Annotated in this window: 20 protein-coding genes, 1 pseudogene and 1 riboswitch; of the genes and pseudogenes, 8 read left to right on the forward strand and 13 right to left on the reverse strand. The window is 69.3% G+C overall.

Annotation, left to right across the window (positions count from 1 at the left end; translation table 11 throughout):
• Nucleotides 1–113: 113 nt before the first annotated feature.
• The 3 genes from ABZ707_RS14275 to ABZ707_RS14285 form a co-directional block, all read right to left on the reverse strand.
• Entirely contained in the window at nt 114–389 is a 276-nt protein-coding gene (locus ABZ707_RS14275; RefSeq protein WP_360173846.1) for a hypothetical protein, read from the reverse strand.
• 163 nt (nt 390–552) lie between these two features.
• Nucleotides 553–1,575, reverse strand: coding sequence for a ribonucleotide-diphosphate reductase subunit beta (locus ABZ707_RS14280; RefSeq protein ID WP_319680828.1), 1,023 nt, complete (start codon nt 1,573–1,575; stop codon nt 553–555).
• Entirely contained in the window at nt 1,575–4,016 is a 2,442-nt protein-coding gene (locus ABZ707_RS14285) for a ribonucleoside-diphosphate reductase subunit alpha (RefSeq protein WP_360173102.1), read from the reverse strand. The genes ABZ707_RS14280 and ABZ707_RS14285 overlap by 1 nt, the downstream gene beginning before the upstream one ends.
• A gap of 144 nt (nt 4,017–4,160) precedes the next feature.
• Nucleotides 4,161–4,303: riboswitch (cobalamin riboswitch) on the reverse strand.
• 100 nt (nt 4,304–4,403) lie between these two features.
• Here ABZ707_RS14285 and ABZ707_RS14290 point away from each other — a divergent pair.
• Nucleotides 4,404–4,517: pseudogene (locus ABZ707_RS14290) on the forward strand (Uma2 family endonuclease); the annotation flags it as partial.
• A 144-nt stretch (nt 4,518–4,661) separates the two neighbouring features.
• On the opposite strand, the gene mctP reads toward ABZ707_RS14290, so the two are convergent.
• The 3 genes from mctP to ABZ707_RS14305 form a co-directional block, all read right to left on the reverse strand.
• Nucleotides 4,662–6,281 carry a monocarboxylate uptake permease MctP gene (gene mctP / locus ABZ707_RS14295; RefSeq protein WP_360173105.1) on the reverse strand — a complete coding sequence of 540 codons (1,620 nt, stop codon included), beginning with the start codon at nt 6,279–6,281 and terminating at the stop codon, nt 4,662–4,664.
• A complete protein-coding gene (locus ABZ707_RS14300; RefSeq protein WP_360173108.1) occupies nt 6,278–6,532 on the reverse strand; it encodes a DUF3311 domain-containing protein in 255 nt (84 codons plus the stop codon). The genes mctP and ABZ707_RS14300 overlap by 4 nt, the downstream gene beginning before the upstream one ends.
• Nucleotides 6,533–6,747: 215 nt before the next feature.
• A complete protein-coding gene (locus tag ABZ707_RS14305; protein ID WP_360173849.1) occupies nt 6,748–7,512 on the reverse strand; it encodes a GntR family transcriptional regulator in 765 nt (254 codons plus the stop codon).
• A gap of 281 nt (nt 7,513–7,793) precedes the next feature.
• Between ABZ707_RS14305 and ABZ707_RS14310 the strand changes: the two genes are divergently transcribed.
• The 4 genes from ABZ707_RS14310 (at nt 7,794) to ABZ707_RS14325 (ending at nt 12,554) form a co-directional block, all read left to right on the forward strand.
• Complete coding sequence (locus ABZ707_RS14310) at nt 7,794–9,077, forward strand: extracellular solute-binding protein (protein WP_360173111.1); 1,284 nt, start codon at nt 7,794–7,796, stop codon at nt 9,075–9,077.
• Between the two features lie 77 nt (nt 9,078–9,154).
• Nucleotides 9,155–10,150, forward strand: a complete 996-nt coding sequence (locus tag ABZ707_RS14315) for a sugar ABC transporter permease (protein WP_360173114.1) — start codon at nt 9,155–9,157, stop codon at nt 10,148–10,150.
• Nucleotides 10,147–11,013 (forward strand): carbohydrate ABC transporter permease, encoded by an 867-nt coding sequence (locus ABZ707_RS14320; RefSeq protein ID WP_360173117.1) that lies wholly within the window; start codon nt 10,147–10,149, stop codon nt 11,011–11,013. The genes ABZ707_RS14315 and ABZ707_RS14320 overlap by 4 nt, the downstream gene beginning before the upstream one ends.
• Before the next feature lie 8 nt (nt 11,014–11,021).
• Nucleotides 11,022–12,554, forward strand: a complete 1,533-nt coding sequence (locus tag ABZ707_RS14325; RefSeq protein WP_360173120.1) for a glycoside hydrolase family 3 protein — start codon at nt 11,022–11,024, stop codon at nt 12,552–12,554.
• A 108-nt stretch (nt 12,555–12,662) separates the two neighbouring features.
• Here ABZ707_RS14325 and nagB read toward each other — a convergent pair whose 3' ends face one another.
• On the reverse strand, nt 12,663–13,445 hold the full coding sequence (gene nagB, locus ABZ707_RS14330; protein WP_360173123.1) for a glucosamine-6-phosphate deaminase: 783 nt from the start codon (nt 13,443–13,445) through the stop codon (nt 12,663–12,665).
• Nucleotides 13,446–13,905: 460 nt separating this feature from the next.
• Between nagB and ABZ707_RS14335 the strand changes: the two genes are divergently transcribed.
• The gene (locus ABZ707_RS14335; protein WP_360173852.1) at nt 13,906–15,399 is read left to right on the forward strand and encodes a PAS domain-containing sensor histidine kinase; all 1,494 of its coding nucleotides are present in this window, start codon (nt 13,906–13,908) and stop codon (nt 15,397–15,399) included.
• Between the two features lie 173 nt (nt 15,400–15,572).
• Here the strand turns inward: ABZ707_RS14335 and ABZ707_RS14340 are convergent, their stop codons facing one another.
• Nucleotides 15,573–15,830 carry a WhiB family transcriptional regulator gene (locus ABZ707_RS14340; RefSeq protein WP_004937597.1) on the reverse strand — a complete coding sequence of 86 codons (258 nt, stop codon included), beginning with the start codon at nt 15,828–15,830 and terminating at the stop codon, nt 15,573–15,575.
• Between the two features lie 316 nt (nt 15,831–16,146).
• On the reverse strand, nt 16,147–17,115 hold the full coding sequence (locus tag ABZ707_RS14345; RefSeq protein ID WP_360173127.1) for a diacylglycerol kinase family protein: 969 nt from the start codon (nt 17,113–17,115) through the stop codon (nt 16,147–16,149).
• 170 nt (nt 17,116–17,285) lie between these two features.
• On the opposite strand from ABZ707_RS14345, the gene ABZ707_RS14350 reads away from it, so the two are divergent.
• The gene (locus ABZ707_RS14350) at nt 17,286–17,729 is read left to right on the forward strand and encodes a hypothetical protein (protein ID WP_360173130.1); all 444 of its coding nucleotides are present in this window, start codon (nt 17,286–17,288) and stop codon (nt 17,727–17,729) included.
• 50 nt (nt 17,730–17,779) lie between these two features.
• Here ABZ707_RS14350 and ABZ707_RS14355 read toward each other — a convergent pair whose 3' ends face one another.
• The 3 genes from ABZ707_RS14355 to ABZ707_RS14365 all read right to left on the reverse strand — a co-directional run bounded on the left by ABZ707_RS14355 (nt 17,780) and on the right by ABZ707_RS14365 (nt 19,665).
• Nucleotides 17,780–18,706 (reverse strand): RNA polymerase sigma factor SigF, encoded by a 927-nt coding sequence (locus ABZ707_RS14355; protein WP_360173855.1) that lies wholly within the window; start codon nt 18,704–18,706, stop codon nt 17,780–17,782.
• Between the two features lie 35 nt (nt 18,707–18,741).
• Nucleotides 18,742–19,155 (reverse strand): anti-sigma regulatory factor, encoded by a 414-nt coding sequence (locus tag ABZ707_RS14360; protein ID WP_319680839.1) that lies wholly within the window; start codon nt 19,153–19,155, stop codon nt 18,742–18,744.
• Between the two features lie 249 nt (nt 19,156–19,404).
• Complete coding sequence (locus ABZ707_RS14365; RefSeq protein WP_360173134.1) at nt 19,405–19,665, reverse strand: UBP-type zinc finger domain-containing protein; 261 nt, start codon at nt 19,663–19,665, stop codon at nt 19,405–19,407.
• Nucleotides 19,666–19,700: 35 nt separating this feature from the next.
• Here ABZ707_RS14365 and ABZ707_RS14370 point away from each other — a divergent pair, with 35 nt between their 5' ends.
• Nucleotides 19,701–21,302 carry a Na+/H+ antiporter gene (locus ABZ707_RS14370; RefSeq protein WP_360173137.1) on the forward strand — a complete coding sequence of 534 codons (1,602 nt, stop codon included), beginning with the start codon at nt 19,701–19,703 and terminating at the stop codon, nt 21,300–21,302.
• On the opposite strand, the gene ABZ707_RS14375 is transcribed toward ABZ707_RS14370, so the two are convergent.
• Nucleotides 21,303–22,250, reverse strand: coding sequence for a pyridoxal-phosphate dependent enzyme (locus ABZ707_RS14375; RefSeq protein WP_360173139.1), 948 nt, complete (start codon nt 22,248–22,250; stop codon nt 21,303–21,305). It abuts the gene before it with no gap.
• Nucleotides 22,251–22,416 lie beyond the last annotated feature (166 nt).

Genomic DNA, 22,416 nt, shown 5'->3' on the forward strand with positions numbered 1-22,416 from the left:
CCCGACTTTTTTTGGTTGTGGGGGGGGTCCAGTCCTCCCTGGCCCGCGGCCTCACCTCATGTCCTGCGGCAGATCGCCGGCCGTGGTCCACGAACGGGGATCACGCCGACGTCCTACGCGTGCGGCGGCAGCGGTTCCGCCGACGGGGCCCCGTGTCCATGGAGATAGAGCCTCATGGCGCACTGGTCCACGGCCTCGACGAATACCCGCTGACCCCAGTAGGCGCTGAGGCGGTGCGCGACATCGATCAGTCGGCGGCGCTCCTCCGGCGTGTACGCGGGGAACCGTGCCCAGCCCCGGTCGGCGATTTTGTTGCCGAGTTCGCTGAACAGCACGGCGCGCATGCGCTGTTCCTCCTCCTCGGTCAGCGGAGTGAGACCGCCCTCCACGGGCTGCAACCGGACGTTGTACAGGTCTCGGATCACTGTTCGCTCGCAGATCGCTCGGGTTCGGTCCGGAGAGACTACCGGCACGTGTGTGCCGGCAGCCCCTCCATTCCTGGTTCGGTCCGCCCGGTCGCGAGCCCTCTCCCGGGCCGGTCCGCTCCCGGAACTAGAAGTCGTCGTCGAAGCCGACCGTCCCCTCGACCGCGACCTGATACGCCGACGGGCGCCGCTCGAAGAAGTTCGTCAGCTCCTGGACGCCCTGGAGCTCCATGAAGGAGAACGGATTCTCCGAGCCGTACACCGGGGCGAAGCCCAGCCGCTGCAGGCGCTGGTCGGCGACGCACTGGAGGTACTCGCGCATCGAGTCGGTGTTCATGCCGGGCAGCCCGTCCCCGCACAGATCGCGGCCGAACTGCAGCTCCGCCTCGACGGCTTCCTTCAGCATGTCCGTGACCTGCTGCTGAAGGGCGTCGTCGAACAGCTCCGGCTCCTCCTTGCGTACGGTGTCGACGACCTCGAAGGCGAAGTTCATATGCATCGTCTCGTCGCGGAAGACCCAGTTGGTGCCGGTGGCCAGGCCGTGCAGCAGGCCGCGCGAGCGGAACCAGTAGACGTACGCGAAGGCGCCGTAGAAGAAGAGCCCCTCGATACAGGCCGCGAAACAGATCAGATTCAGCAGGAAGCGCCGCCGGTCCGCCTGTGACTCCAGCCGGTCGATCTGCTCGACCGAGTCCATCCAGCGGAAGCAGAACTGCGCCTTCTCGCGGATCGACGGGATGTTCTCCACGGCGTCGAAGGCCGCCGCGCGGTCCTCGGGATCGGGCAGATAGGTGTCCAGCAGCGTCAGATAGAACTGGACGTGCACGGCCTCCTCGAAGAGCTGGCGGGAGAGATAGAGCCGCGCCTCGGGAGAGTTGATGTGCTTGTAGAGCGTCAGCACCAGGTTGTTCGCCACGATCGAGTCGCCCGTCGCGAAGAACGCCACCAGCCGGCCGATCATGTGCTGCTCACCGGGGGAGAGCTTGGCGAGGTCGGCGACGTCCGAGTGGAGGTCGACCTCCTCCACCGTCCAGGTGTTCTTGATCGCGTCGCGGTAGCGCTCGTAGAAGTCCGGATAACGCATCGGCCGGAGCGTCAGCTCGAATCCCGGGTCGAGCAGGTTCTTGGTGTTCTTGTCGTCGGAACTCATCACTGACATGCCTCGCAGGACTCGGGGTTTTCCAGGGAGCAGGCGATGGCGTCCGCGTCGGGCGCCATCGGGCCGGGCTGCTGGACGGGGACCGCCGCCGGCCCGGGGCCGGGGGAGACGGCCGTGGCCGGCGCGCTGCCGCCGCCCGCCGCGCGCGCGATCCGGGTCGCGGGGCGCGAACGCAGGTAGTACGTCGTCTTGAGGCCCTTCTTCCAGGCGTACGCGTACATCGAGCTGAGCTTTCCGATGGTCGGCGTCTCCAGGAACAGGTTCAGCGACTGGCTCTGGTCGAGGAACGGCGTGCGGGCCGCCGCCATGTCGATCAGTCCGCGCTGCGGGATCTCCCACGCCGTCCGGTACAGCTCACGGACCTCCGCCGGGACCCAGGTGAAGCCCGCCACCGAGCCGTTGGACTCGCGCAGCGCCTCGCGCGTCTGCGCGTCCCAGACGCCGAGCCGCTTCAGCTCCGCCACCAGATACGAGTTGACCTGGAGGAACTCGCCGGAGAGCGTCTCGCGCTTGAAGAGGTTGGAGACCTGCGGCTCGATGCACTCGTAGACGCCCGCGATCGAGGCGATGGTCGCCGTCGGCGCGATCGCCAGCAGCAGGGAGTTGCGCATACCGGTGGTGGCGACCCGGGCGCGCAGCGCGGCCCAGCGCTCCGGCCAGTTCAGCTCCACGTCGTAGTGGTCCGGGTGCAGCACTCCGCGTGCGGCGCGCGTCCGGGACCAGGCGGGCAGCGGGCCGTTCCGTTCGGCGAGGTCGCAGGACGCCTCGTACGCGGCGAGCATGATCCGCTCGGCGATCCGGGTGGAGAGCGCGGCGGCCTCGGCGGAGTCGAAGGGCAGCCGCTTCTTGAAGAAGACGTCCTGGAGGCCCATCACCCCGAGGCCCACCGGGCGCCATTTGGCGTTGGAGCGGCCCGCCTGCTCGGTCGGGTAGAAGTTGATGTCCACGACCCGGTCGAGGAAGGTCACGGCCGTACGGACGGTCTCGTCCAGCCGCGCCCAGTCGAGATCGCCGGAGGCCAGCACGAACGCGCCGAGGTTGACCGAGCCGAGGTTGCAGACGGCCGTCTCGCCGTCGTCCGTGACCTCCAGGATCTCCGTGCAGAGGTTGGAGGAGTGCACGACGCTGCCGGGCTCGGCCGTCTGGTTGGCCGTACGGTTCGACGCGTCCTTGAAGGTCATCCAGCCGTTGCCGGTCTGGGCGAGGGTGCGCATCATCCGGCCGTACAGCTCGCGGGCCGGAATCGTCTTCCGGGCCAGGCCCTCCGCCTCGGCCTTCCGGTACGCCGCGTCGAAGTCGTCGCCCCAGAGGTCGACCAGCTCGGGCACATCGGCGGGCGAGAACAGCGACCAGTCGCCGTCCGCCTCGACCCGGCGCATGAACTCGTCGGGGATCCAGTGCGCGAGATTCAGATTGTGCGTACGCCTGGCCTCCTCACCGGTGTTGTCCCGCAGTTCCAGGAACTCCTCCAGGTCCGCGTGCCAGGTCTCCAGATAGACACAGGCCGCGCCCTTGCGCCGGCCGCCCTGATTGACGGCGGCGACCGAGGAGTCGAGGGTCCGCAGGAACGGGACGATGCCGTTGGAGTGCCCGTTGGTGCCACGGATCAGCGAGCCGCGCGAGCGGACCCGGGAGTACGGGATGCCGATGCCGCCGGCGTGCTTCGAGAGCCGGGCGACCTGGTGGTACCGCTCGTAGATCGAGTCCAGCTCGTCCAGCGGGGAGTCCAGCAGATAGCAGGAGGACATCTGCGGATGACGGGTGCCGGAGTTGAAGAGCGTCGGCGACGACGGCAGGTAGTCCAGCCGGCTCATCAGACCGTAGAGCGCGGCGACCTCGTCCAGCGCGTGGGCGGCCGCCGCAGAACCGGGCGCGGCCTCCTCGGCGAGGCCGGAGGCGACCCGGAGCATGAAGTGCTGCGGTGTCTCGATCACCTGACGGGTGATCGGGTGGCGGAGCAGATAGCGGCTGTAGAGCGTCCGCAGTCCGAAGTAGCCGAAGCGGTCGTCGGCGGCCGGGTCGATCAGCCCGTCGAGGCGAGCCGCGTTGAGTGTCACAAAACCGGCGGTCCGGTCGGCGATCAGGCCCTCGCGGTGGCCGACGGCGACGGACGCGGAGAACGACACGGCGCCCTGGCCCGCCGCCTCGTCCGCGATGGCGCGGGCCAGCAGCCGGGCGGCGAGACGGGAGTAGGCCGGGTCCTCGGAGATCAGTCCCGCGGCGGCCTCGGTGGCGAGTCCGCGCAACTCCGCCTCGTCCGAGCGGGCGTTGCGGCCCCGCAGCGCGGCGGCGGCGACTCTGCCGGGGTCGGTGTCGGGCAGATCGGCGGTCAGCTCCGTCAGGGTCCGCAGCAGGGCGGTCCCCGGTCCGTCGGCCGCCCGCGCGGTGATCTCGTAGCTGCCTGAAGCCGGATCGGCTGGCGCGATGGTCACGTGATGCTCTCCCTCGCTCGGCTCTGGGCCGGTCGGCGGGAAAGCGGAGGCGCGCACCCCCGTACGACCCGACTCGGGTCAGCACGGCGTGCGGCGTCCACCGGCCCAGCCTCGGGGCCCGGACGTCTCGGCGTCCGGTTCGGTCGAACCGGACGCGCCGTCGGCAGGTGACCGGACTCGCGGGTATGGCAAAGCACACCACAGCACACCGTTGCGGGACAGTTCCGGATTCGCACCGGATTCCCCTGTGTCGACAGCGAGCACGAGCATACATGTGGGGCCTTGCTCGGAACGCACCCCCCACATCTTGTGTCCCGGTGCTCTTGCCGTCGGGCGTCGGTCGGCTCCGCCGTCGTCGTCGGCGCGAGGAGGTGTCCCGGTGACGAGCCGGACGGGGTGCGTTACGAGAGCGCTCGTACGGTTCCGTTCGGCAGGCAGGTCACGCTTCCCGGACCGGTGGGGATCACGCTGGAGACCGGGCAGCTCAAGGAATGGGTGCGCCGAACGGCGGACGGGCCGCCGGAGGTGTTCCGGCGGCCCGTCAGGCCCGAAGGCGCCATGTGTCGGACAAACACGTGTCGGACAGCGCCGCGTCGGACAGGCACGTGTCGGACAGCGCCGACAGCGCTGTGTCAGCGGGGCCGGTCAGTGCACCGGGTCCGGGTCGGCCGCCGTGGCGGGCGGCAGCTCGACCTGCACGCCCGGGTCCCCGGCGTCGGCCGTGTAGTCGGAGGGACTGGTCTCGTCGATGCCCTCGGGCGCCTTGAACGCCCTCAGGACGAAGGTCAGCACCACCGTGATCACCACATTGAGCACAAACGCCGTGAGGCCGATGTAGCCGATCTCCCCGAGGCCGGGGATCTCCTTGGAGGACCCCCCGAAGTGCGCCTGGGTGGGGCTGGCCACGCCATAGGCCGCGGCCGTGCCGTACACCATGCCGACCGCCCATCCGGCGAGCAGCGCCCAGCGGTGGAACCACCGGGTGAACAGCCCGCCGACCAGCGCGGGCATCGTCTGGAGTATCCAGATCCCGCCCAGGAGCTGGAAGTTGATCGCGACGGTCTTGTCCATGCTCAGCACAAAGACCAGCGCGCCGACCTTCACCAGCAGCGAGACCAGCTTCGACACCTTGGTCTCCTGCGCCGGTGTCGCGTCCGGCTTGATGAAGTCCCGGTAGATATTGCGGGTGAAGAGGTTCGCCGCCGCGATCGACATGATGGCGGCCGGCACCAGCGCGCCGATACCGATCGCCGCGAAGGCCACGCCCGCGAACCAGTCCGGGAACATCGTCTCGAAGAGCTGGGGGATCGCGAGCTGGCCGTTGTCCACCTTGATCCCGGCCGCGATCGCCATAAAACCGAGCAGCGCCAGCAGGCCCAGCATCAGTGAGTACAGCGGCAGGATCGTGGTGTTGCGCCGGATCACCTCACGGCTGCGGCTGGAGAGCGTGGCCGTGATGGAGTGCGGATACATGAAGAGCGCGAGGGCCGAGCCGAGCGCGAGCGTGGCGTATGTCCACTGTCCGGCCGCGGGCGGCACCACGCCGCCGGCCTTGGCTTCCGTGTACTTGTCGCCCGCCGCCTGGAAGATGTCGTCGAAACCGCCGAGCTTGATCGGGATGTAGATGATGGCCACCGCGATCACGATGTAGATCAGGGTGTCCTTCACAAACGCGATCAGCGCCGGCGCCCGCAGGCCCGAGGAATAGGTGTACGCGGCGAGCACACCGAAGGCGATCAGCAGCGGCAGGTCCTTGATGAACCAGTTGGTGTCCTTGCCGCCGCCGACGCCCATCACGTCCAGCACCGCCTGGATCCCGACGAGCTGAAGCGCGATGTACGGCATCGTGGCGAGGATCCCGGTGACGGCGACCGCCAGCGAGAGCCCCTTCGAGCCGAACCGCCCGCGCACGAAGTCCGATGTGGTCACATAGCCGTGCTTGTGCGACACCGACCACAGACGCGGCAGGAAGGTGAAGATCAGCGGATAGACGAGAATGGTGTACGGCACGGCGAAGAAGCCGGACGCGCCCGCCGCGTAGATCGCCGCGGGCACGGCGACGAAGGTGTACGCCGTGTAGAGGTCGCCGCCGAGCAGGAACCAGGTGACCCAGGTGCCGAACGACCGTCCGCCCAGGCCCCATTCGTCCAGGCTGTGTTCGTTCTCGGCCTTGCGCCAGCGCGCGGCCAGAAAGCCCATGGCGGTGACGGCCACGAAGAAGAAGATGAAGACGGCGAGTGCCACGCCGTTCACGCCGCCGTTCATCGCGACACACCTCCCTTGCGGGAGCGCTGGTCGCGCTGCCAGAGCTGATGGGCGATCAGGGTCAGTGCGGTCGAGATCAGTACCCAGGCCATCTGGTACCAGTAGAAGAACGGGATGCCGATGAACGTCGGCTCGACCTTCGCGTACGAACTCACCCAGAGCATCGCCACGAACGGCGCGAGCAGGCAGAGGCCGATGACCACTCGCATGGGTGTGACCGTGGGCGGTTTCTCTTCCGGAACTTCTGACATACGGCGGCTCCGTCCCCTCACTGATCGCCTGTCGTAATGCGCAGGTAATCTAGGGGTGGCTTTCGCCCACCGTCACCCCCCGTCCGCATATCGGTACGGCAACGGTATGTGGCGGGCATATAAGAGGCGCGATATCCGGAACCGGGCCCGGAGGCGCGGTTCTTGACGGTCCGTCCGTTTCTGTTTTCCGTCCGGACGGACCGCCGCCGCCGTTGTCAGGGTGTCGGGCGCTTCAGCCGCGCCACGAACTTGTAGCGGTCGCCGCGGTACACCGAACGCACCCACTCCACCGGTTCGCCGGCCGCGTCGAGAGAGTGCCGCGAGAGCATCAGCATCGGCAGGCCGACATCGGTGCCCAGCAGCCCGGCCTCGCGCGGTGTGGCCAGCGAGGTCTCGATGGTCTCCTCGGCCTCGGCCAGATGCACGTTGTACACCTCGGCCAGCGCCGTGTAGAGGGAGGTGTACTTGACGAGCGAACGGCGCAGCGCGGGGAAGCGTTTCGCCGACAGGTGCGTGGTCTCGATGGCCATCGGCTCGCCACTGGCCAGCCGCAGCCGCTCGATGCGCAGCACGCGTCCGCCGGCGGTGATGTCGAGCAGCCCGGCCAGTGTGTCGTCCGCCGTGACATAGCCGATGTCGAGGAGCTGCGAGGTCGGTTCGAGTCCCTGGGCCCTCATGTCCTCGGTGTACGAGGTGAGTTGGAGGGCCTGGGAGACCTTGGGCTTGGCGACGAAGGTGCCCTTGCCCTGGATGCGTTCCAGCCGGCCTTCGACGACCAGTTCCTGGAGCGCCTGGCGTACGGTGGTGCGCGAGGTGTCGAACTCGGCGGCGAGCGTACGCTCCGGAGGTACCGGCGTGCCGGGCGGCAGGGTGTCCGTCATCTCGAGCAAGTGCCGCTTCAACCGGTAGTACTTGGGCACGCGCGCGGTGCGGGTCGTGGCGCCGCCCTCGGTCTCCGTACCGCCCCCGTCCGTGGCCATGGCCTGCCTTCCCGACTCCTGCGCTGCTGCCGTCACCGGCTCCTCCGTCTGTCGCGGCTCACATGGTGGCACGGTCCGGTCACGGGTCGTCGCCCTCCCTCAGGTGTCGGTCCGATAACGGACACGACTGCCCTTCTTATACACCCTTGACACCCCTAAAGGTCTAGGCCAAGCTCCCCGTACTGGTCTAAACCATTAAAGACCAGGTCCCAGCCCCAGCAGTACTCGTCGTAAGTCTTCGCGGTGGGCGGGGGGTTGCAGGAATCCCTGAGGAGGGTGGCGTGAAGCGCAAGCTCATCGCGGCGGTCGGCGTCGCGGGCATGTTGGTCGGCATCGCGGCGTGTGGCTCCGAGGACAACAAGGGCGGATCGGCCGGTGCCGAGTCCGTCAAGGAGCTCACCGTATGGCTGACGGTCGATGCCCAGAACAACTGGCCGGAGCTGGTGAAGGCCGCTGACGACGCGGTCGCCAAGAAGCACCCCGGTATCAAGATCAAGCACGAGTACTACGGCTGGCCGGACAAGAACGCCAAGCTTGACGCCGTCCTCGCGACGGACAAGGCCCCCGACGTTGTCGAAATGGGCAACACCGAGATGCTCGGTTACACCGTGAAGGGCGCCTTCGCCGAGATCGACCCGGCCAAGTTCGACAACTCCGAGGCGTGGCTCGACGGCCTGAAGTCGTCGGTGACCTACGAGGGCAAGACCTACGGTGTGCCGTACTACGCCGGTGGCCGTGTGGCCAACTGGCGCAAGGACGTGGCCAAGGAGGCCGGGGTCACGGCCGTCCCGAAGACCTACGCCGAGCTGACCGGCGCCCTCGACAAGATCCAGGCGAAGAAGGGCGGCAAGTTCAGCGCCTGGTACCAGCCGTCCCGTGACTGGTACGCGGCCATGTCCTTCGTGTACGACGCCGGCGGCTCCATCGCCAAGGAGGAGGGCGGCGCGTTCAAGGCCAACCTCTCCTCTCCCGAATCCCTCAAGGGCCTGGGCGACTACAAGAAGGTCCTCGACACGTACATGAAGGGCGACAAGACCAAGGACGAGTCCGACCGTTACATCGTCTACGGCCAGGGCAACGCCGGCATGATCTTCGGCGCGGCCTGGGAGGGTGCCTCGACCGAGGACCCGAAGGTCGACAAGACGGGCAAGCTCAAGGGCAATCTGGAGAACTTCGTGATGCCCGGCCCGTCGGGCAAGAACATGCCCGTCTTCCTCGGCGGTTCCGACCTCGCCGTCCCGGTCAAGTCCAAGGCGCAGGCCACCGCGGCCGAGTGGATCAACGCCTTCACCGGCAGCCAGGGCCAGAAGGGCCTGATCGGCAAGGGCAACCTGCCGAACAACAAGACCGACCTCGCCAGCCTGAAGAGCGACCCGGCGACGGCGGTCCCGGCCACGGCGGCCGAGTCGAGCTGGTTCGTCCCGATGGCACCGGGCTGGGGCCAGGTCGAGAAGGCCCAGGTGCTGCAGACGATGCTGCAGTCCATCGCCACCGGCAAGAAGTCGGTCGCGGACGCCGCGAAGGAAGCGGACGCCGCGATCGACAAGGTCATCAACACCAAGTGACCTGAGGGCGGGGTTCCGTCGGCCGGACGGGGCCCCGCCTGGCCCGCACCAGGAGAGGGACCGCTGAGGAGCGCGCGATGAGTGCCGTAGAGACAACCACCGTCAAGGTGCCGCCGGCGCGGCGCGATCCACAATCGGGCGCGGGACCGGGCGGCCCGGGCAGACCGGCCAAGAAGCCCGGCGCGGGCGGGGGTTCGGTGCCCTGGCTGCTGCTGGCGCCCTGTCTGGCCGTTCTCGCCCTGGTGCTCGGCTACCCGCTGGTGCGGCTGGTCACCCTGTCGTTCCAGAAGTTCGGACAGCCCCAGCTCTGGGGCTTCCAGCCCGCGGAGTCCGTGGGCCTCGACAACTTCACCCATGTCCTCGGCGACGGCGAGTTCTGGGCGGTGGTCGTCCGTACGATCGTCTTCGCCGCCGGGGCCGTCGTCCTCACCATGGTGCTCGGCATGCTGATCGCCCTCCTCCAGCAGCGGGTCTCCGGCTGGGTGAAGACGCTGATCAACATAGCCCTGGTGGCGAGCTGGGGCATGCCCGTCCTGGTCGCCATCACCATCTTCAAGTGGATGTTCGACTCGGACTACGGCGTCCTCAACTGGGTGCTCAGCAGAATCCCCGGCGTCGACCTGATCGGCCACAACTGGTTCGCGAGCGGCCCCCAGGGCCTTGCCGTGATCATGCTGCTGGTGGTCTGGGGCGCCGTCCCGTTCGTCGCCATCACCCTCACCGCCGGTCTCACCCAGGTCCCCAAGGAGCTCGAAGAGGCGGCCCGCCTCGACGGCGCCGGAGCCTGGGGCGTCTTCCGCCATGTCACCATGCCGATCCTCAAGCCCATCATCGTGATGCTGGCGACCCTCTCGGTGATCTGGGACATGGGCGTCTTCCCGCAGGTGTTCGTGATGCGCAACGGCCACCCGGAAGCCGAGTTCCAGCTCCTCACCACGTACTCGTACGACAAGGCGTTCGTGGTCAACGACTACTCCCAGGGCTCCGCGATCGCGCTCATCACCGTCCTCCTCCTGCTGGGCGTGATCGCGGTCTACATGCGCCAGATGCTCAAGATCGGAGAGGTGGAGTGACCACGACGACCGCGGCTCCCGCCGCCACCGCCGTCCGCAGCCGCCCCAAGAAGAGCAAGCTCGGCTGGAACCTCATCGGCCTGCTCGTCTTTGTCGTCGTCGGCTTTCCCGTCTACTGGATGCTCAACACGGCGTTCAAACCGGCCAGGGACGCGATCGACCCGAACCCCCGCTTCTTCCCCGGGACGTTCACCCTGGAGAACTTCCGCCGGGCGCTGGACATCGCCGACTTCTGGGGCCCGGTCGGCCGCTCGCTGCTGGTCTCGTCCGTCGTGGTGGTCATCGGCATCGCGGTCGGCCTGCTGGCCGCGCTGGCCATCTCCCGATTCGCCTTCCGCGGCCGGAAGATCGTGATCGTCGGCATCCTCGCGGTCCAGATGGTCCCGCTGGTCGCCATGATCATCCCGGTCTTCCTGCTGCTGAACGACCTCGGCCAGTACGACAGGCTGTCCGGCCTGGTCATCACCTATCTGACCTTCATCCTGCCCTTCACCGTGTGGACCCTCCGGGGCTTCATCGTCAACATCCCGAAGGAGCTGGAGGAGGCGGCGATGGTCGACGGCTGCAGCCGCACCAGCGCCTTCATCCGGGTGGTCTTCCCGCTGCTCGCCCCGGGCATGGTCGCCACCTCCGTGTACGGCTTCATCCAGGCGTGGAACGAATACCTCTACGCGCTGATGCTGATGAGCCAGCAGAACCAGACCGCGACCGTCTGGCTCTCCAACTTCTCGACCAAGCACGGGACCGAGTTCGCTCCGATGATGGCCGGCTCCACGATGATGGCCGTCCCCATCGTGATTCTGTTCCTCCTCGTCCAGCGCAAAATGGCCGCGGGTCTGACGGCCGGCGCGGTGAAGGGTTAGGACCGCCGATGACCACCCTCGTAACCAGTACGGACACCCTCACCCGCGACGCGCTCGCGGTCCTCCAGCCCGGCTTCCTCGGCACCACCGCCCCGGACTGGCTGCTGCGCCGGATCGGCGAGGGCCTCTCCTCCGTCGGCCTGTTCGGCCGCAACATCGACTCGCCCGAGCAGCTCGCCGCGCTCACCGAGCGACTGCGGGCCGAGCGCGGCGATCTCCTGGTCGCGATCGACGAGGAGGGCGGCGACGTCACCCGCCTGGAGGTACGGCACGGCTCCTCCTTCCCCGGCAACTACGCGCTGGGAGAGGTCGACGACCTGGATCTCACCCGGGCCGTCGCCCGGGAGCTGGGCCGGCGGCTCGCCGAATGCGGGGTCAACCTCAACTGGGCCCCGTCCGCCGATGTCAATTCCAACCGGGACAATCCGGTTATCGGCGTGCGGTCCTTCGGCGCCGACCCGGAGCTGGTGGCCCGGCACACCGCCGCCTATGTCGAGGGGCTGCAGAGCGCCGGTGTCGCCGCCTGCACCAAGCACTTCCCCGGCCATGGCGACACCGCCGTGGACTCGCACCTCTCCATGCCCCGGATCGACGTGGACTTGGACACAGTGCACGCCCGTGACCTGCTGCCTTTCCGAGCGGCGATCGCGGCGGGTTCCAAATCCGTGATGAGCGCGCATATCCTGCTTCCCGCGCTCGACCCGAACCGCCCGGCGACTCTCAGCCCGCAGATCCTCACCGGTCTGCTGCGTGAGGAGCTCGGCTACGAGGGCCTGATCGTCACCGATGGCATGGAGATGCAGGCCATCGCCTCGACGTACGGAATCGAGCGTGGCTCCGTCCTCGCGATCGCCGCGGGCGCCGACGCCATCTGTGTCGGCGGCGGCCTGGCGGACGAGGAGACCGTACTGCGGCTGCGCGACGCACTGGTGGCGGCGGTACGGGACGGTGAACTGCCCGAGGAGCGACTGGCCGACGCGGCCGCGCGGGTGCGCGGTCTCGCCGACTGGACGCTTCGGGCCAGGGGGGCTTCGGAGCCGGGCGCGGCTTCACAGGAGGGGACCGCGCCCGGCACCGCGATCGGTCTGGTCGCGGCCCGTCGCGCGCTGCGGGTGACCGGCGGGGCCGAGCCGCTCCGGGACGCCCCCTATGTCGCCGCCTTCACCCCCGTCGCGAACATCGCCGTGGGGGACGAGACCCCGTGGGGCGTGGCGGCGGAGCTGGAGAGGCTCCTCCCCGGCACGGAGACCGGCTCGTACAACAGCGCCGGGATCGCCGGAACGGACACGTCCGACCTGGTCGGGAAGGTGCTCGCGGCGGCCGGCGGACGCACGGTCGTCGCCGTCGTACGCGATCTCCACCGGCACCCCTGGATGGCCGACGCCGTGGACTCGCTGCTGGCCGTCCGTCCGGAGACGGTCGTGGTGGAGATGGGTGTGAACGAGGCGGAGCCGAGGGGGGCCCTGCACATCGCGACCTACGGCGCCGCCCGGGTGTGCGGTCGTGCGGCGGCCGAGGTCATCGCCGGCCGCAGGGACTGAGTCCGGGCCGGTGACAGGATCCCGGCCGGGACGGACATGACGGTGCCGGGCCACCCCCGCGGGTGGCCCGGCACTGTCGTAGCCGCGGGCGGACGCTCGCCCGCGGCCTCAGATCCCCTGCCAGCGCGGCTTGGCGGCGAAGGTGTCGCGGAAGTAGTCCGCGAGCTTCAGCTTGGAGGCGGCGGCCTCGTCGACGACAACGGTGGCGTGCGGGTGGAGCTGGAGCGCGGAGGCGGGCACCAGCGCGGCCACCGGCCCCTCGACGGCCTGGGCCACGGCCTCGGCCTTGCCCTCGCCGGTGGCGAGCAGCACCAGGTGCCGGGCCTCCAGGATGGTCCCGATGCCCTGGGTGATGACGTGGTGCGGCACCTCGTCGAGGCTGTCGAAGAAGCGCGCGTTGTCCGCCCGGGTCTGGCGCGTCAGCGTCTTGATCCGGGTGCGGGAGGCGAGCGAGGAGCACGGCTCGTTGAAGCCGATGTGCCCGTCCGTACCGATGCCGAGCAACTGGAGGTCGACGCCGCCGGCCTCGGCGAGCGCGCGGTCGTACGCCTCGCACGCCTCCTGGACGTCCGCGGCGGTGCCGTCGGGACCCATGAAGGAGCTCTCGCTCAGGCCCAGCGGCTCGACGACCTCGCGGAGCACGACCGAGCGGTACGACTCCGGGTGGCCGGCCGGCAGGCCCACGTACTCGTCGAGCTGTGCGATCCGGGCGCCCGAGGCATCCACGTCACCGGCCCGGACCCGGGCCGTCAGCGCCTGGTAGACGGGCAGCGGGGACGATCCCGTGGCGACGCCGAGCAGCGCGTCGGGCTTGCGGCGCAGCAGGCCGGCGATGCTGTCCGCGATGAGCTCGCCGCCTGCCGCTGCGTCCTGGACGATGACAACTTCCACGCTGGGCCTGCCGATCTGATGATGGGTCTTTTGTGGTATAGACCAATCTAGCAGAGTGGCCGGATCGTCCCGGGAAAAGAGGGAAAGGGCTGGGAACGGCCGGTCCGGCGGGCTCCGTGTCCGCGCCGCCCGGACCGCCGGGCCCGGAAACACCCGCGGGCCGCGGCGCCGCGACGGGACCCTCAGCCCGTCCGGCACCGCAGCCCGGAGTTGCTACGGCCGACGGGTGTGCGGTCCCGCCCGGCCGTGTGGGAGGTCTCGGCGCAGTCAGGGCAGAGAGCGCCGGGTACCTCGTTCCGCCCTCCTGTGCGGGGAGGGAGGAGGCTTTACCTTGCCATTGTGGACTAGACCATTCGGCCCTGTCCATGCGTACGCGGAGCATATTTCCCGCCGTCCGCTCCTGGACAGACCACCGTTCGCCCTGGTTCATACCGCGGGTACGCTCGCCTGTGTGCCCTCCATGAACGACCTCGTCCGCCAGCACACCGCCCTCGGCGAATCCGACCTCGAGTGGCTCCATCTGCTGGTCTCGGAGTGGCAACTGCTCTCCGACCTGTCCTTCGCCGATCTGGTCCTCTGGGTGCCCACCCGGGACGGCACGCGCTATGTGTCCGTCGCCCAGATGCGCCCGAACACCGGCCCGACCTCCTACCAGGACGACATGGTCGGCCATCTGGTCCCGCGCGGCCGGCGGCCACTGCTCGACGCCGCGCTCGACGAGGGCCGGATCGTCCGCGAGGGCGACCCCGAATGGCGCGAAGAGGTGCCGGTACGGGTCGAGTCCATCCCCGTGCGCCGCGAGGGCCGGGTCCTCGGGGTGATCGCGCGCAACACCAATCTGCTCACCGTCCGTACGCCCAGCCGGCTGGAGCTGACCTATCTCCAGTCCGCCTCCGACCTGGCCCAGATGATCGCCGCGGGCTCCTTTCCGTTCCCGGGCCAGCAGGTCGACATGGACGCCTCACCGCGGGTCGGGGACGGACTGATCCGGCTCGACGCCGACGGTGTCGTTCAGTACGCCAGCCCCAACGCGCTCTCCGCGTACCACCGGCTGGGCCTCGCGTCCGACCTGGTCGGGCACCATCTTGGCAAGACCACCGACGAACTCGCCCCGGCCAGGGGCCCGGTGGACGAGGCGATGATCAAACTGGCCAGCGGCTACGCGCCACGTGAGACCGAGGTCGAGGGGAGCGGCGGAGTTATTCAATTGCGCGCCATTCCGCTCAAACCGAAAGGCACCCGGATCGGTTCTCTGGTCCTGCTCCGGGATGTCACGGAACTCCGACGCCGTGAGCGCGAGTTGATTACCAAGGACGCCACCATCCGGGAAATCCACCACCGGGTGAAGAACAATCTCCAGACCGTCGCGGCGCTGCTGCGGCTCCAGGCCCGGCGCATGGATTCTCCCCAGGGCCGGGACGCGCTGAACGAGGCCGTGCGGCGCGTCGGTTCCATCGCGATCGTGCATGAGACGCTCTCCCAGAATCTGGATGAGCGGGTGGATTTCGACGAGATCGCCGACCGGGTGCTGTCCATGGTCTCCGAGATCTCCCCGGGGACGGTGAGCTGCCGGCGCACCGGGCGGTTCGGCATTCTCGACGCCGAGGTGGCCACTCCGCTCTCGATGGTGCTCGCGGAGATCATCCAGAACGCGCTGGAACACGCCTTCGCGCCGGGAGAGCAGGGCCGGGTCGAGCTCTCGGCGGTCCGCAGCGGGGGTTCCTCGGTGAAGCGGGGAGACGGCACGCGCTCGGACGCCCGGCTGCTGATCACCATTCAGGACGACGGGTGCGGCCTGCCCGAGGGATTCGACCCGCGAAGGGCCGGAAACCTGGGGCTGCAGATCGTACGGACCCTGGTGGAAGGGGAGTTGGGCGGCGGCTTCGACATGGTGCCCGCTCCGGTGCGCGGCACCCGGGTGCTGCTCGACATTCCGGTGGAGCCGCTCACCTAGGGACATCACGGTCCCGGCACAGCAACGAGCCCCGGACCGTGACATACGGTCCGGGGCTCGGTTCGAAGCTCACTTTGCGATGCGCATCGGGGGTACTGCGCGCTGCGGTTCGGGGGCGGGGCTATGCGTACACGCTGTACGCTCCGCCGGGCTCAGGCTCGTGGCAGGGGGCTTCAGGCGGTCGCGTTACGCGCCCGGTTACGAGCGGCGCGGCGCTTCATAGCGCGGCGCTCGTCCTCGCTGAGGCCACCCCAGACACCCGAGTCCTGACCGGACTCGAGCGCCCACTGCAGACACTGCTCCATGACGGGGCAGCGACGGCAGACGGCCTTGGCTTCCTCGATCTGCAGCAGCGCAGGACCGGTGTTGCCGATGGGGAAGAACAGCTCGGGGTCTTCCTCGCGGCAAACGGCGTTGTGACGCCAGTCCATGGCTGCTACCTCTCTTGGTATTACGTGCAGATTGCTTGTGAATGTGAACGCTTTCACGAATCCCTCGACAAGGGAAGGGCCGACCGCCAGACGGACTGGTGTGGTCCTAGGTTTGAGGAGGGGTTCTGGTTCTCAGGGAGGCCGATGCTGCGGGCCGTCCCGATCGCCATGTAGAGATTCGCAAACCTCGGCGGCGGATACAACCCCTTCCGGAAAGTTTTTTTTGATTCCTCGGTGTCGACTAGGTCACAGCCGTACTTCCATGGGGTGGATGCCAGGCTAAACGTTCGAGTGAAAGGACTTTGGCCCCTTCCACTCACACAATCACACGCAGTGCACGGCGTACGCCTGTGAACGTCACGCTCGTGCGCACTCCGAGATGGTCGCCGTCCATCTGGAAGGGGAGGGGCGCCTTGGAATGCAAGGTGAAGTCCGTCAGATCGTGAAGTGACGCCGCGTGCCGTCCATGAGGGCCCCGATCCGGGGTCGAAGTGAGCAATTGGGTCGCGTAACGCGCAACGGCCGAAGGAGACAAACTGGTCAGCCCGAGCACATCGAGAGCCGTGTCGAAAGAGGCCCTCGGGGACGCGTAGAGCGCTCTGTTGCCCAGGTAGGACCAGGGGGACGTGTTGCAGACTATGGACAGCACCAGGCCCTTGACGGGGTCCTCTCCGGGCCGGTCCAGAGTGATCACCCCGTGTCTGCGGTGCGGCTCCTGAAGGAACTGGCGTACCACCTGGCGCACATAGAGGGCGTGCGTCGACCGCTTCCCGCGCTCCCGCTGTTGTTCGACCCGGCCCACCACTCCCGCGTCGAAGCCGAAGCCCGCGCAGAAGGTGAACCAGCGGGAGGGCACCGACTCGTCTTCCGTGCCGGGAGTTCCGCCCGCCAGTCCCAGACCGACCGTACGTTCGCTCCGCCGGGCCAGCGCGTCGAGGATCGCGCCCGTCGCCTCCACCGCGTCGTTGGGCAGACCGAGCGCGCGCGCGAAGACATTGGTCGAGCCGCCGGGCACGACCGCGAGGCGCGGCAGCCGGTCGGGATCGGGCCCCTTGTGGAGCAGGCCGTTCACGACCTCGTTGACCGTGCCGTCCCCGCCGAGGGCGACGACCAGCTCGATGTCGTCGGAATCGGCGGCCCGCCGGCCCAGGTCCCGCGCGTGCCCGCGGTACTCCGTCGTCACCGCCTCCAGCTTCATCTCACTGGCCAGCGCGTGGATGAGAACGTCGCGGGTGCGGGCACTGGTGGTGGTTGCTGCCGGATTGACCACGAGGAGTGCGCGCATGCCCAGCAGATTACCGGCCGGGGCCCGGCGGGTCGCCCCCGGTGCGATGTGGCATACCGCACGGTATGTGACCTCGCACGGAGAGTCACCGGGTCTGCCCTGCCGGGCTGCCGGTCTCTCCCGCTCCCGGGCGCCGACGTCCGCCCGGGGACGGCGGCTACCCTGCAGGGGTGAGCAGCAGCGAGCAGACAGCACCCGCACCCACCCCGCGCCCTCCGCGCCTGACCGCGGCGGCCGCCGTCTGTGGGCTGGACGCCCTGGCGCTGCTCGCCGGCGGTGTGTATCTGCTGGTGATGGGGTTGCTCGGGCGGCCCGACAGCCCGCAGCAGGCGGAGATGGGCGGTCTCACGCTGATCGCGCTCGGTGTCATCCCCCTGCTGGCCGCCCGCGGTCTGCTGCTGCGCCGCGGCTGGAGCCGGGGGCCCGCGCTGATCACCCAGATCATGGCGCTGCCGGTCGCCTGGACGCTGCTCCAGTCCTCGGCCGGGCTGATCCCGGTGGGCATCGCGCTCGCGGCGGTGACCGTGACGGGCCTGGTCCTGCTGGTCAACCCGGCGACCACCGAGGCCCTGAACATGCGCGGCCGGGACCGCGAGGACCGGCCGGGCGTGTAGGTCCCGGACCGGCCGGGACCCGGACCCGGTACGGCCGGCCGCGAGCGCCGCTACTCCTCCACCAGCAGCCGCTCGCGGAGCTGCGCCAGCGTGCGGGCGAGCAGGCGCGAGACATGCATCTGGGAGATGCCGACCTCCTGGGCGATCTGAGACTGCGTCATATTGCCAAAGAACCGGAGCAGCAGGATCCGCTTCTCTCGCGGCGGCAGATCCTCCAGCAGCGGCTTGAGGGACTCCCGGTACTCGACGCCCTCCAGCGCCTCGTCCTCCGAGCCCAGTGTGTCCGCGACGGCCGGGGACTCGTCGTCCGTGTCCGGGACGTCCAGCGAGAGCGTGGAGTACGCGTTGGCGGACTCCAGCCCCTCCAGGACCTCTTCCTCCGAGATGCCCAGCCGCTCGGCCAGCTCATGGACCGTGGGCGAACGGCCGTGCTGCTGGGAGAGTTCGGCGGTGGCCGTCGTCAGCGACAGGCGCAGCTCCTGGAGCCGGCGCGGCACCCGCACCGCCCAGCCCTTGTCCCGGAAGTGCCGCTTGATCTCACCCACGACCGTCGGTGTCGCGTAGGTCGAGAACTCGACCCCGCGCTCCGGATCGAACCGGTCCACCGACTTGATCAGGCCGATGGTCGCGACCTGGGTCAGATCGTCCAGCGGCTCGCCCCTGTTGCGGAACCTTCGGGCGAGATGCTCGACCAGCGGCAGATGCATCCGCACGAGCTGATTGCGGAGATCCGCGCGTTCGGACGAACCGTCAGGCAGCTTGCGCAGCTCGATGAACATCGCCCGCGCCCCGCTGCGGTCATGTGGATCGTGGTGTTGCTCGCTCATAGTGGCCGCCCGCTCTGCCTGCTCCGCCGCGGCCGTCTGGCCGTCAAGCCCGTCCTCCGGGTGGGGACGGGCCTGCTGTCCTGGGATGCCCGACGGGGCGAGCTCCGGCTCCGCCGGAGCCTCGTGCCCGCCCTGCGGCTCCCCTGGGATGCGCCCCTCGTCACGCACCGGACCGTCCCCGTTCCTCACGCCGGCCCGGGTCCCGCGCCGCGCTGTTTGTAGAGGCTGATGGTGACCGTACGGTCTTCCGCGACGGTCGACTCGACCTTGCCGGCCAGCGCCGAGAGCACCGTCCAGGCGAAGGTGTCGCGCTCCGGCGCGCGCCCGTCGGTGGTGGGGGCCGAGACGGTCACTTCGAGCGAGTCCTCGATGAGGCGGAAGACGCAGCTCAGAACGGAGCCAGGGACGGCCTGCTGGAGCAGGATCGCGCAGGCCTCGTCGACCGCGATGCGCAGGTCCTCGATCTCGTCGAGAGTGAAGTCCAAGCGCGCCGCGAGGCCGGCCGTAGCCGTACGCAGCACGGACAGATAGGCACCCGCAGCGGGCAGCCGGACTTCCACGAAGTCCTGGGTCCCGGGCTCGCCTGCGATCTGGGACACCCTCACCTCCAAGGTGGCACAAGCTCTTCAGGGCTCCGACGGGGTGCGTCCGGAGCCTTGCGGTACGTAGTCGGTACGTATCCGGTCTGGACTGGCGACGCTATCGCGATCCAGGGTCCCCTGTCGCCGGGACCCCCGCCCGGCGTCCATTACTCATGGTAAGCGTATGGGTACGGAAAGTGGCCAGAGGTCGGGTGTGCCCAATTGCGCGGGAGCGGCGAAGGTTTGATGGTTTGACGTACCCACGCCTCAGACGATCGAACCGTCCACGAAGCACCAGCGCCAGCGCTCGCCCGGTTCGAAGCTCCGCATGACCGCGTGGCCCGTGTCCTTGTAATGCTGTGTGGCGTGTTGATATGGCGAGGACTCGCAGCATCCGACCTGCCCGCAGACGAGACAGAGCCGCAACTGAACGGGATGACTCCCGGCCGAGAGGCATTCGGGGCACGTCTCCTCCCGCGGTTCGGGCTCGGGGCGCGGCAGTTCCGCTACGTGTGGGCACTCGCTCATGATGACCAGGTTACGACGCATGTGAGGACAGTGTGATGGACGTATTGCCGCTGATCGCGCTGGTGGCGGGGAGCGCGGCGATCGCCGGGGCGGCCCGCAGGACACCGGTGGCCGCGCCGCTGCTGCTGGTGGCCGCGGGGCTGATCGCCTCGTACATCCCGGGCGTGCCGGATTACACGCTCGATCCGCACATCGTGCTGCCGCTGCTGCTGCCGCCTCTCCTCTACACCGCCGCGATGGACAGCTCGTACCTCGATCTGCGGGCGAACTTCCGGCCGATCGCGCTGCTCTCGGTGGGGTATGTCCTCTTCGCCACCGTCGCCGTCGGTCTCCTCGCGTATCTGCTCGTGCCCGATCTGCCGCTGACCATGGCCCTGGTGCTGGGCGCCGTCGTCGCGCCGCCGGACGCGGTGGCGGCGACGGCCATCGCCCGCAGCCTGGGACTGCCGAGCCGGATCACCACGATCCTCCAGGGCGAGTCGCTGGTGAACGACGCGACCGCGATCACCGCGTTCAAGGTGGCGCTGGCCGCCGCGGCCGGCGCGGAGGCGAGCTGGGGCAGCGGAGTCGAGGAGTTCGCCCTGGCGTCGCTCGGCGGCGTCGGCATCGGGCTCGCGCTGATGGTGCCGCTGCACTGGCTGCGCACCCATCTCGGCGCGGCCCTGCTGCAGAACACCCTTTCGCTGCTCATCCCGTTCGTCGCCTACGCGGTGGCGGAGCAGGTCGGCGCGTCGGGCGTGCTGGCCGTCGTGGTGGTGGCCCTCTATCTCGGGCACCACGCCTGGCAGGTCGACTTCGCGACCCGGCTGCAGGAGGCGGCGGTGTGGAAGATGGTCGCGTTCGTGCTGGAGTCGGCGGTGTTCGCGCTGATCGGGCTCCAACTCCCGTTCGTACTGGAGGGGCTCGGGCAGTACGGCGTCGCGGAGGCCCTGGTGTACGCGCTCGGGGTCTTCGCGGCGGTCGTGGTGGTCCGCTTCGTCTGGGTCTTCCCCGCGACGTTCCTGCCGCGCGTCCTCTTCCCGAAGATCAGGGAGCGTGAGCCGGACACCAACTGGACCGCGCCGGTGATCGTCGGCTGGGCCGGGATGCGCGGTGTGGTGTCCCTGGCGATCGCGTTCTCCATTCCTCTGGCGATGGCCGACGGCCGGCCCTTCCCCGGACGCAATCTCGTGCTGTTCCTGACCTTCACGACCGTGATCGGCACGCTGGTCGTGCAGGGCCTCACCCTGCCGCCGCTGATCCGGCTGCTGAAGGTGCCGGGCCGGGACCGGCAGGCCGAGACGCTGGCCGAGGCGCAGGCGCAGAGCGAGGCGTCCCGGGCGGCGGAACGACGGCTGGACGAGCTGCTGGCCGACGAACGGAACACACTGCCCTCACCACTGACGAAGCGGCTGCGGACGGTGCTCGAACGCCGCCGCAACGCCGTCTGGGAACGGCTCGGGACGGTCAACGAGATAACGGGGGAGTCGGCGGACGAGACCTACCGGCGGCTGTCCCGGGAGATGATCGAGGCGGAGCGCGAGGTGTTCGTGGAGCTGCGGGACCGGCGGAGCATCGACGACGAGATGCTGCGGACACTGCTGCGCAGACTCGATCTGGAGGAGGCGGCGGCCTACCGCGAGGACGGCTCCGAGTGATCAGGGGCGGAACGGCCCCGGCCCGGACGGCTCCGGCGGGCCGGTGACCACCGCGGCGACGGAGCTGCCGGGAGGGAAGGCGCCCTCTTCCGCCAAGGCCGTGAGGCCGTACAGCATTTTGGCGACATAGAGACGTTCCACCGGAAGTCCGTGCCGGTCCTCGAAGTCCTCGGCGAAGGCGTTCAGCGCGGGCGGGGTACGGGCGAAGCCGCCGAAGTGGAAGCGGTCGTCGAGACTCCAGGCGCCCGCGGGGCCGCCGAACGCCGCGCGCTGGAGGTCCTGTATCTCCCGCCCCAGGAAGCCGCCCCTGAGCACCGGGAAACCGAGCGCCCGCTGATCCGGTCCGAGTCCTGCGGCGAGTCCGGCGAGCGTCCCGCCGGTGCCGCAGGCGACGGCGACGGTGCCGGCCGCGCCGCGCAGTTCCCGGCCGAGATCCACGCAGCCCCGTACGGCGAGCGCGTTGCTGCCGCCCTCCGGCACGACATGGACGGAGCCGGGCGCCAGCCCGGCCCCGTCGAGCACCGCGGCCACCACCGCGGGATCCGACGTGCGGCGGTAGGTCGCGCGGTCCATGAAGCGCAGCCGCATTCCGTCGGCCGCGCACTGGGCGAGCGACGGATTGAGCGGCCGGCCGGCCAGTTCGTCGCCCCGTACGACGCCGACCGTGGCGAAGCCCAGCAGCCGCCCGGCGGCGGCGGTCGCGCGGAGGTGGTTGGAGTAGGCGCCGCCGAAGGTCAGCAGGGTGTCCCGGCCGGCGTCGGACGCGGCCCGCAGATTGGGCGCCAGCTTGCGCCATTTGTTGCCGGCCAGCTCCGGGTGGATCAGATCGTCCCGCTTGAGCAGCAGCGTCACCCCACGGCGGGCGAAACGCTCGTCCCCGACCGGTCGCAGGGGCGACGGCAGCCGGGGCCGCAGGGTGGCGGGATCGCGTGCATCGAAGGGTGTCACCCGGACATTGTCGGACGCGGTGCGCCGTGTGTGCCCGGAGGCTCCCGGTGCCTCAGGGCCCAGGGCGATTCGTACACCGTACGAGCCGCTTCTGGGCCATGAGGTGCCGGTTTGCCCGTGAGGGTGAATTTCCGCGTGTTGTGCCCTGTCCCGCGCGATCCAGTCC

Source organism: Streptomyces sp. NPDC006923, assembly GCF_040635655.1.
GTDB lineage: Bacteria > Actinomycetota > Actinomycetes > Streptomycetales > Streptomycetaceae > Streptomyces.

What these genes read in the sequence shown, in the direction of transcription:
- ABZ707_RS14280 (WP_319680828.1), bottom strand. Translation starts at nt 1,575, where the DNA reads ATGAGTTCCGACGACAAGAACACCAAGAACCTGCTCGACCCGGGATTC.
- mctP (WP_360173105.1), bottom strand. Translation starts at nt 6,281, where the DNA reads ATGAACGGCGGCGTGAACGGCGTGGCACTCGCCGTCTTCATCTTCTTC.
- ABZ707_RS14300 (WP_360173108.1), bottom strand. Translation starts at nt 6,532, where the DNA reads ATGTCAGAAGTTCCGGAAGAGAAACCGCCCACGGTCACACCCATGCGA.
- ABZ707_RS14305 (WP_360173849.1), bottom strand. Translation starts at nt 7,512, where the DNA reads ATGGCCACGGACGGGGGCGGTACGGAGACCGAGGGCGGCGCCACGACC.
- ABZ707_RS14315 (WP_360173114.1), top strand. Translation starts at nt 9,155, where the DNA reads ATGAGTGCCGTAGAGACAACCACCGTCAAGGTGCCGCCGGCGCGGCGC.
- ABZ707_RS14325 (WP_360173120.1), top strand. Translation starts at nt 11,022, where the DNA reads ATGACCACCCTCGTAACCAGTACGGACACCCTCACCCGCGACGCGCTC.
- ABZ707_RS14335 (WP_360173852.1), top strand. Translation starts at nt 13,906, where the DNA reads ATGAACGACCTCGTCCGCCAGCACACCGCCCTCGGCGAATCCGACCTC.
- ABZ707_RS14340 (WP_004937597.1), bottom strand. Translation starts at nt 15,830, where the DNA reads ATGGACTGGCGTCACAACGCCGTTTGCCGCGAGGAAGACCCCGAGCTG.
- ABZ707_RS14345 (WP_360173127.1), bottom strand. Translation starts at nt 17,115, where the DNA reads ATGCGCGCACTCCTCGTGGTCAATCCGGCAGCAACCACCACCAGTGCC.
- ABZ707_RS14365 (WP_360173134.1), bottom strand. Translation starts at nt 19,665, where the DNA reads ATGAGCGAGTGCCCACACGTAGCGGAACTGCCGCGCCCCGAGCCCGAA.
- ABZ707_RS14370 (WP_360173137.1), top strand. Translation starts at nt 19,701, where the DNA reads ATGGACGTATTGCCGCTGATCGCGCTGGTGGCGGGGAGCGCGGCGATC.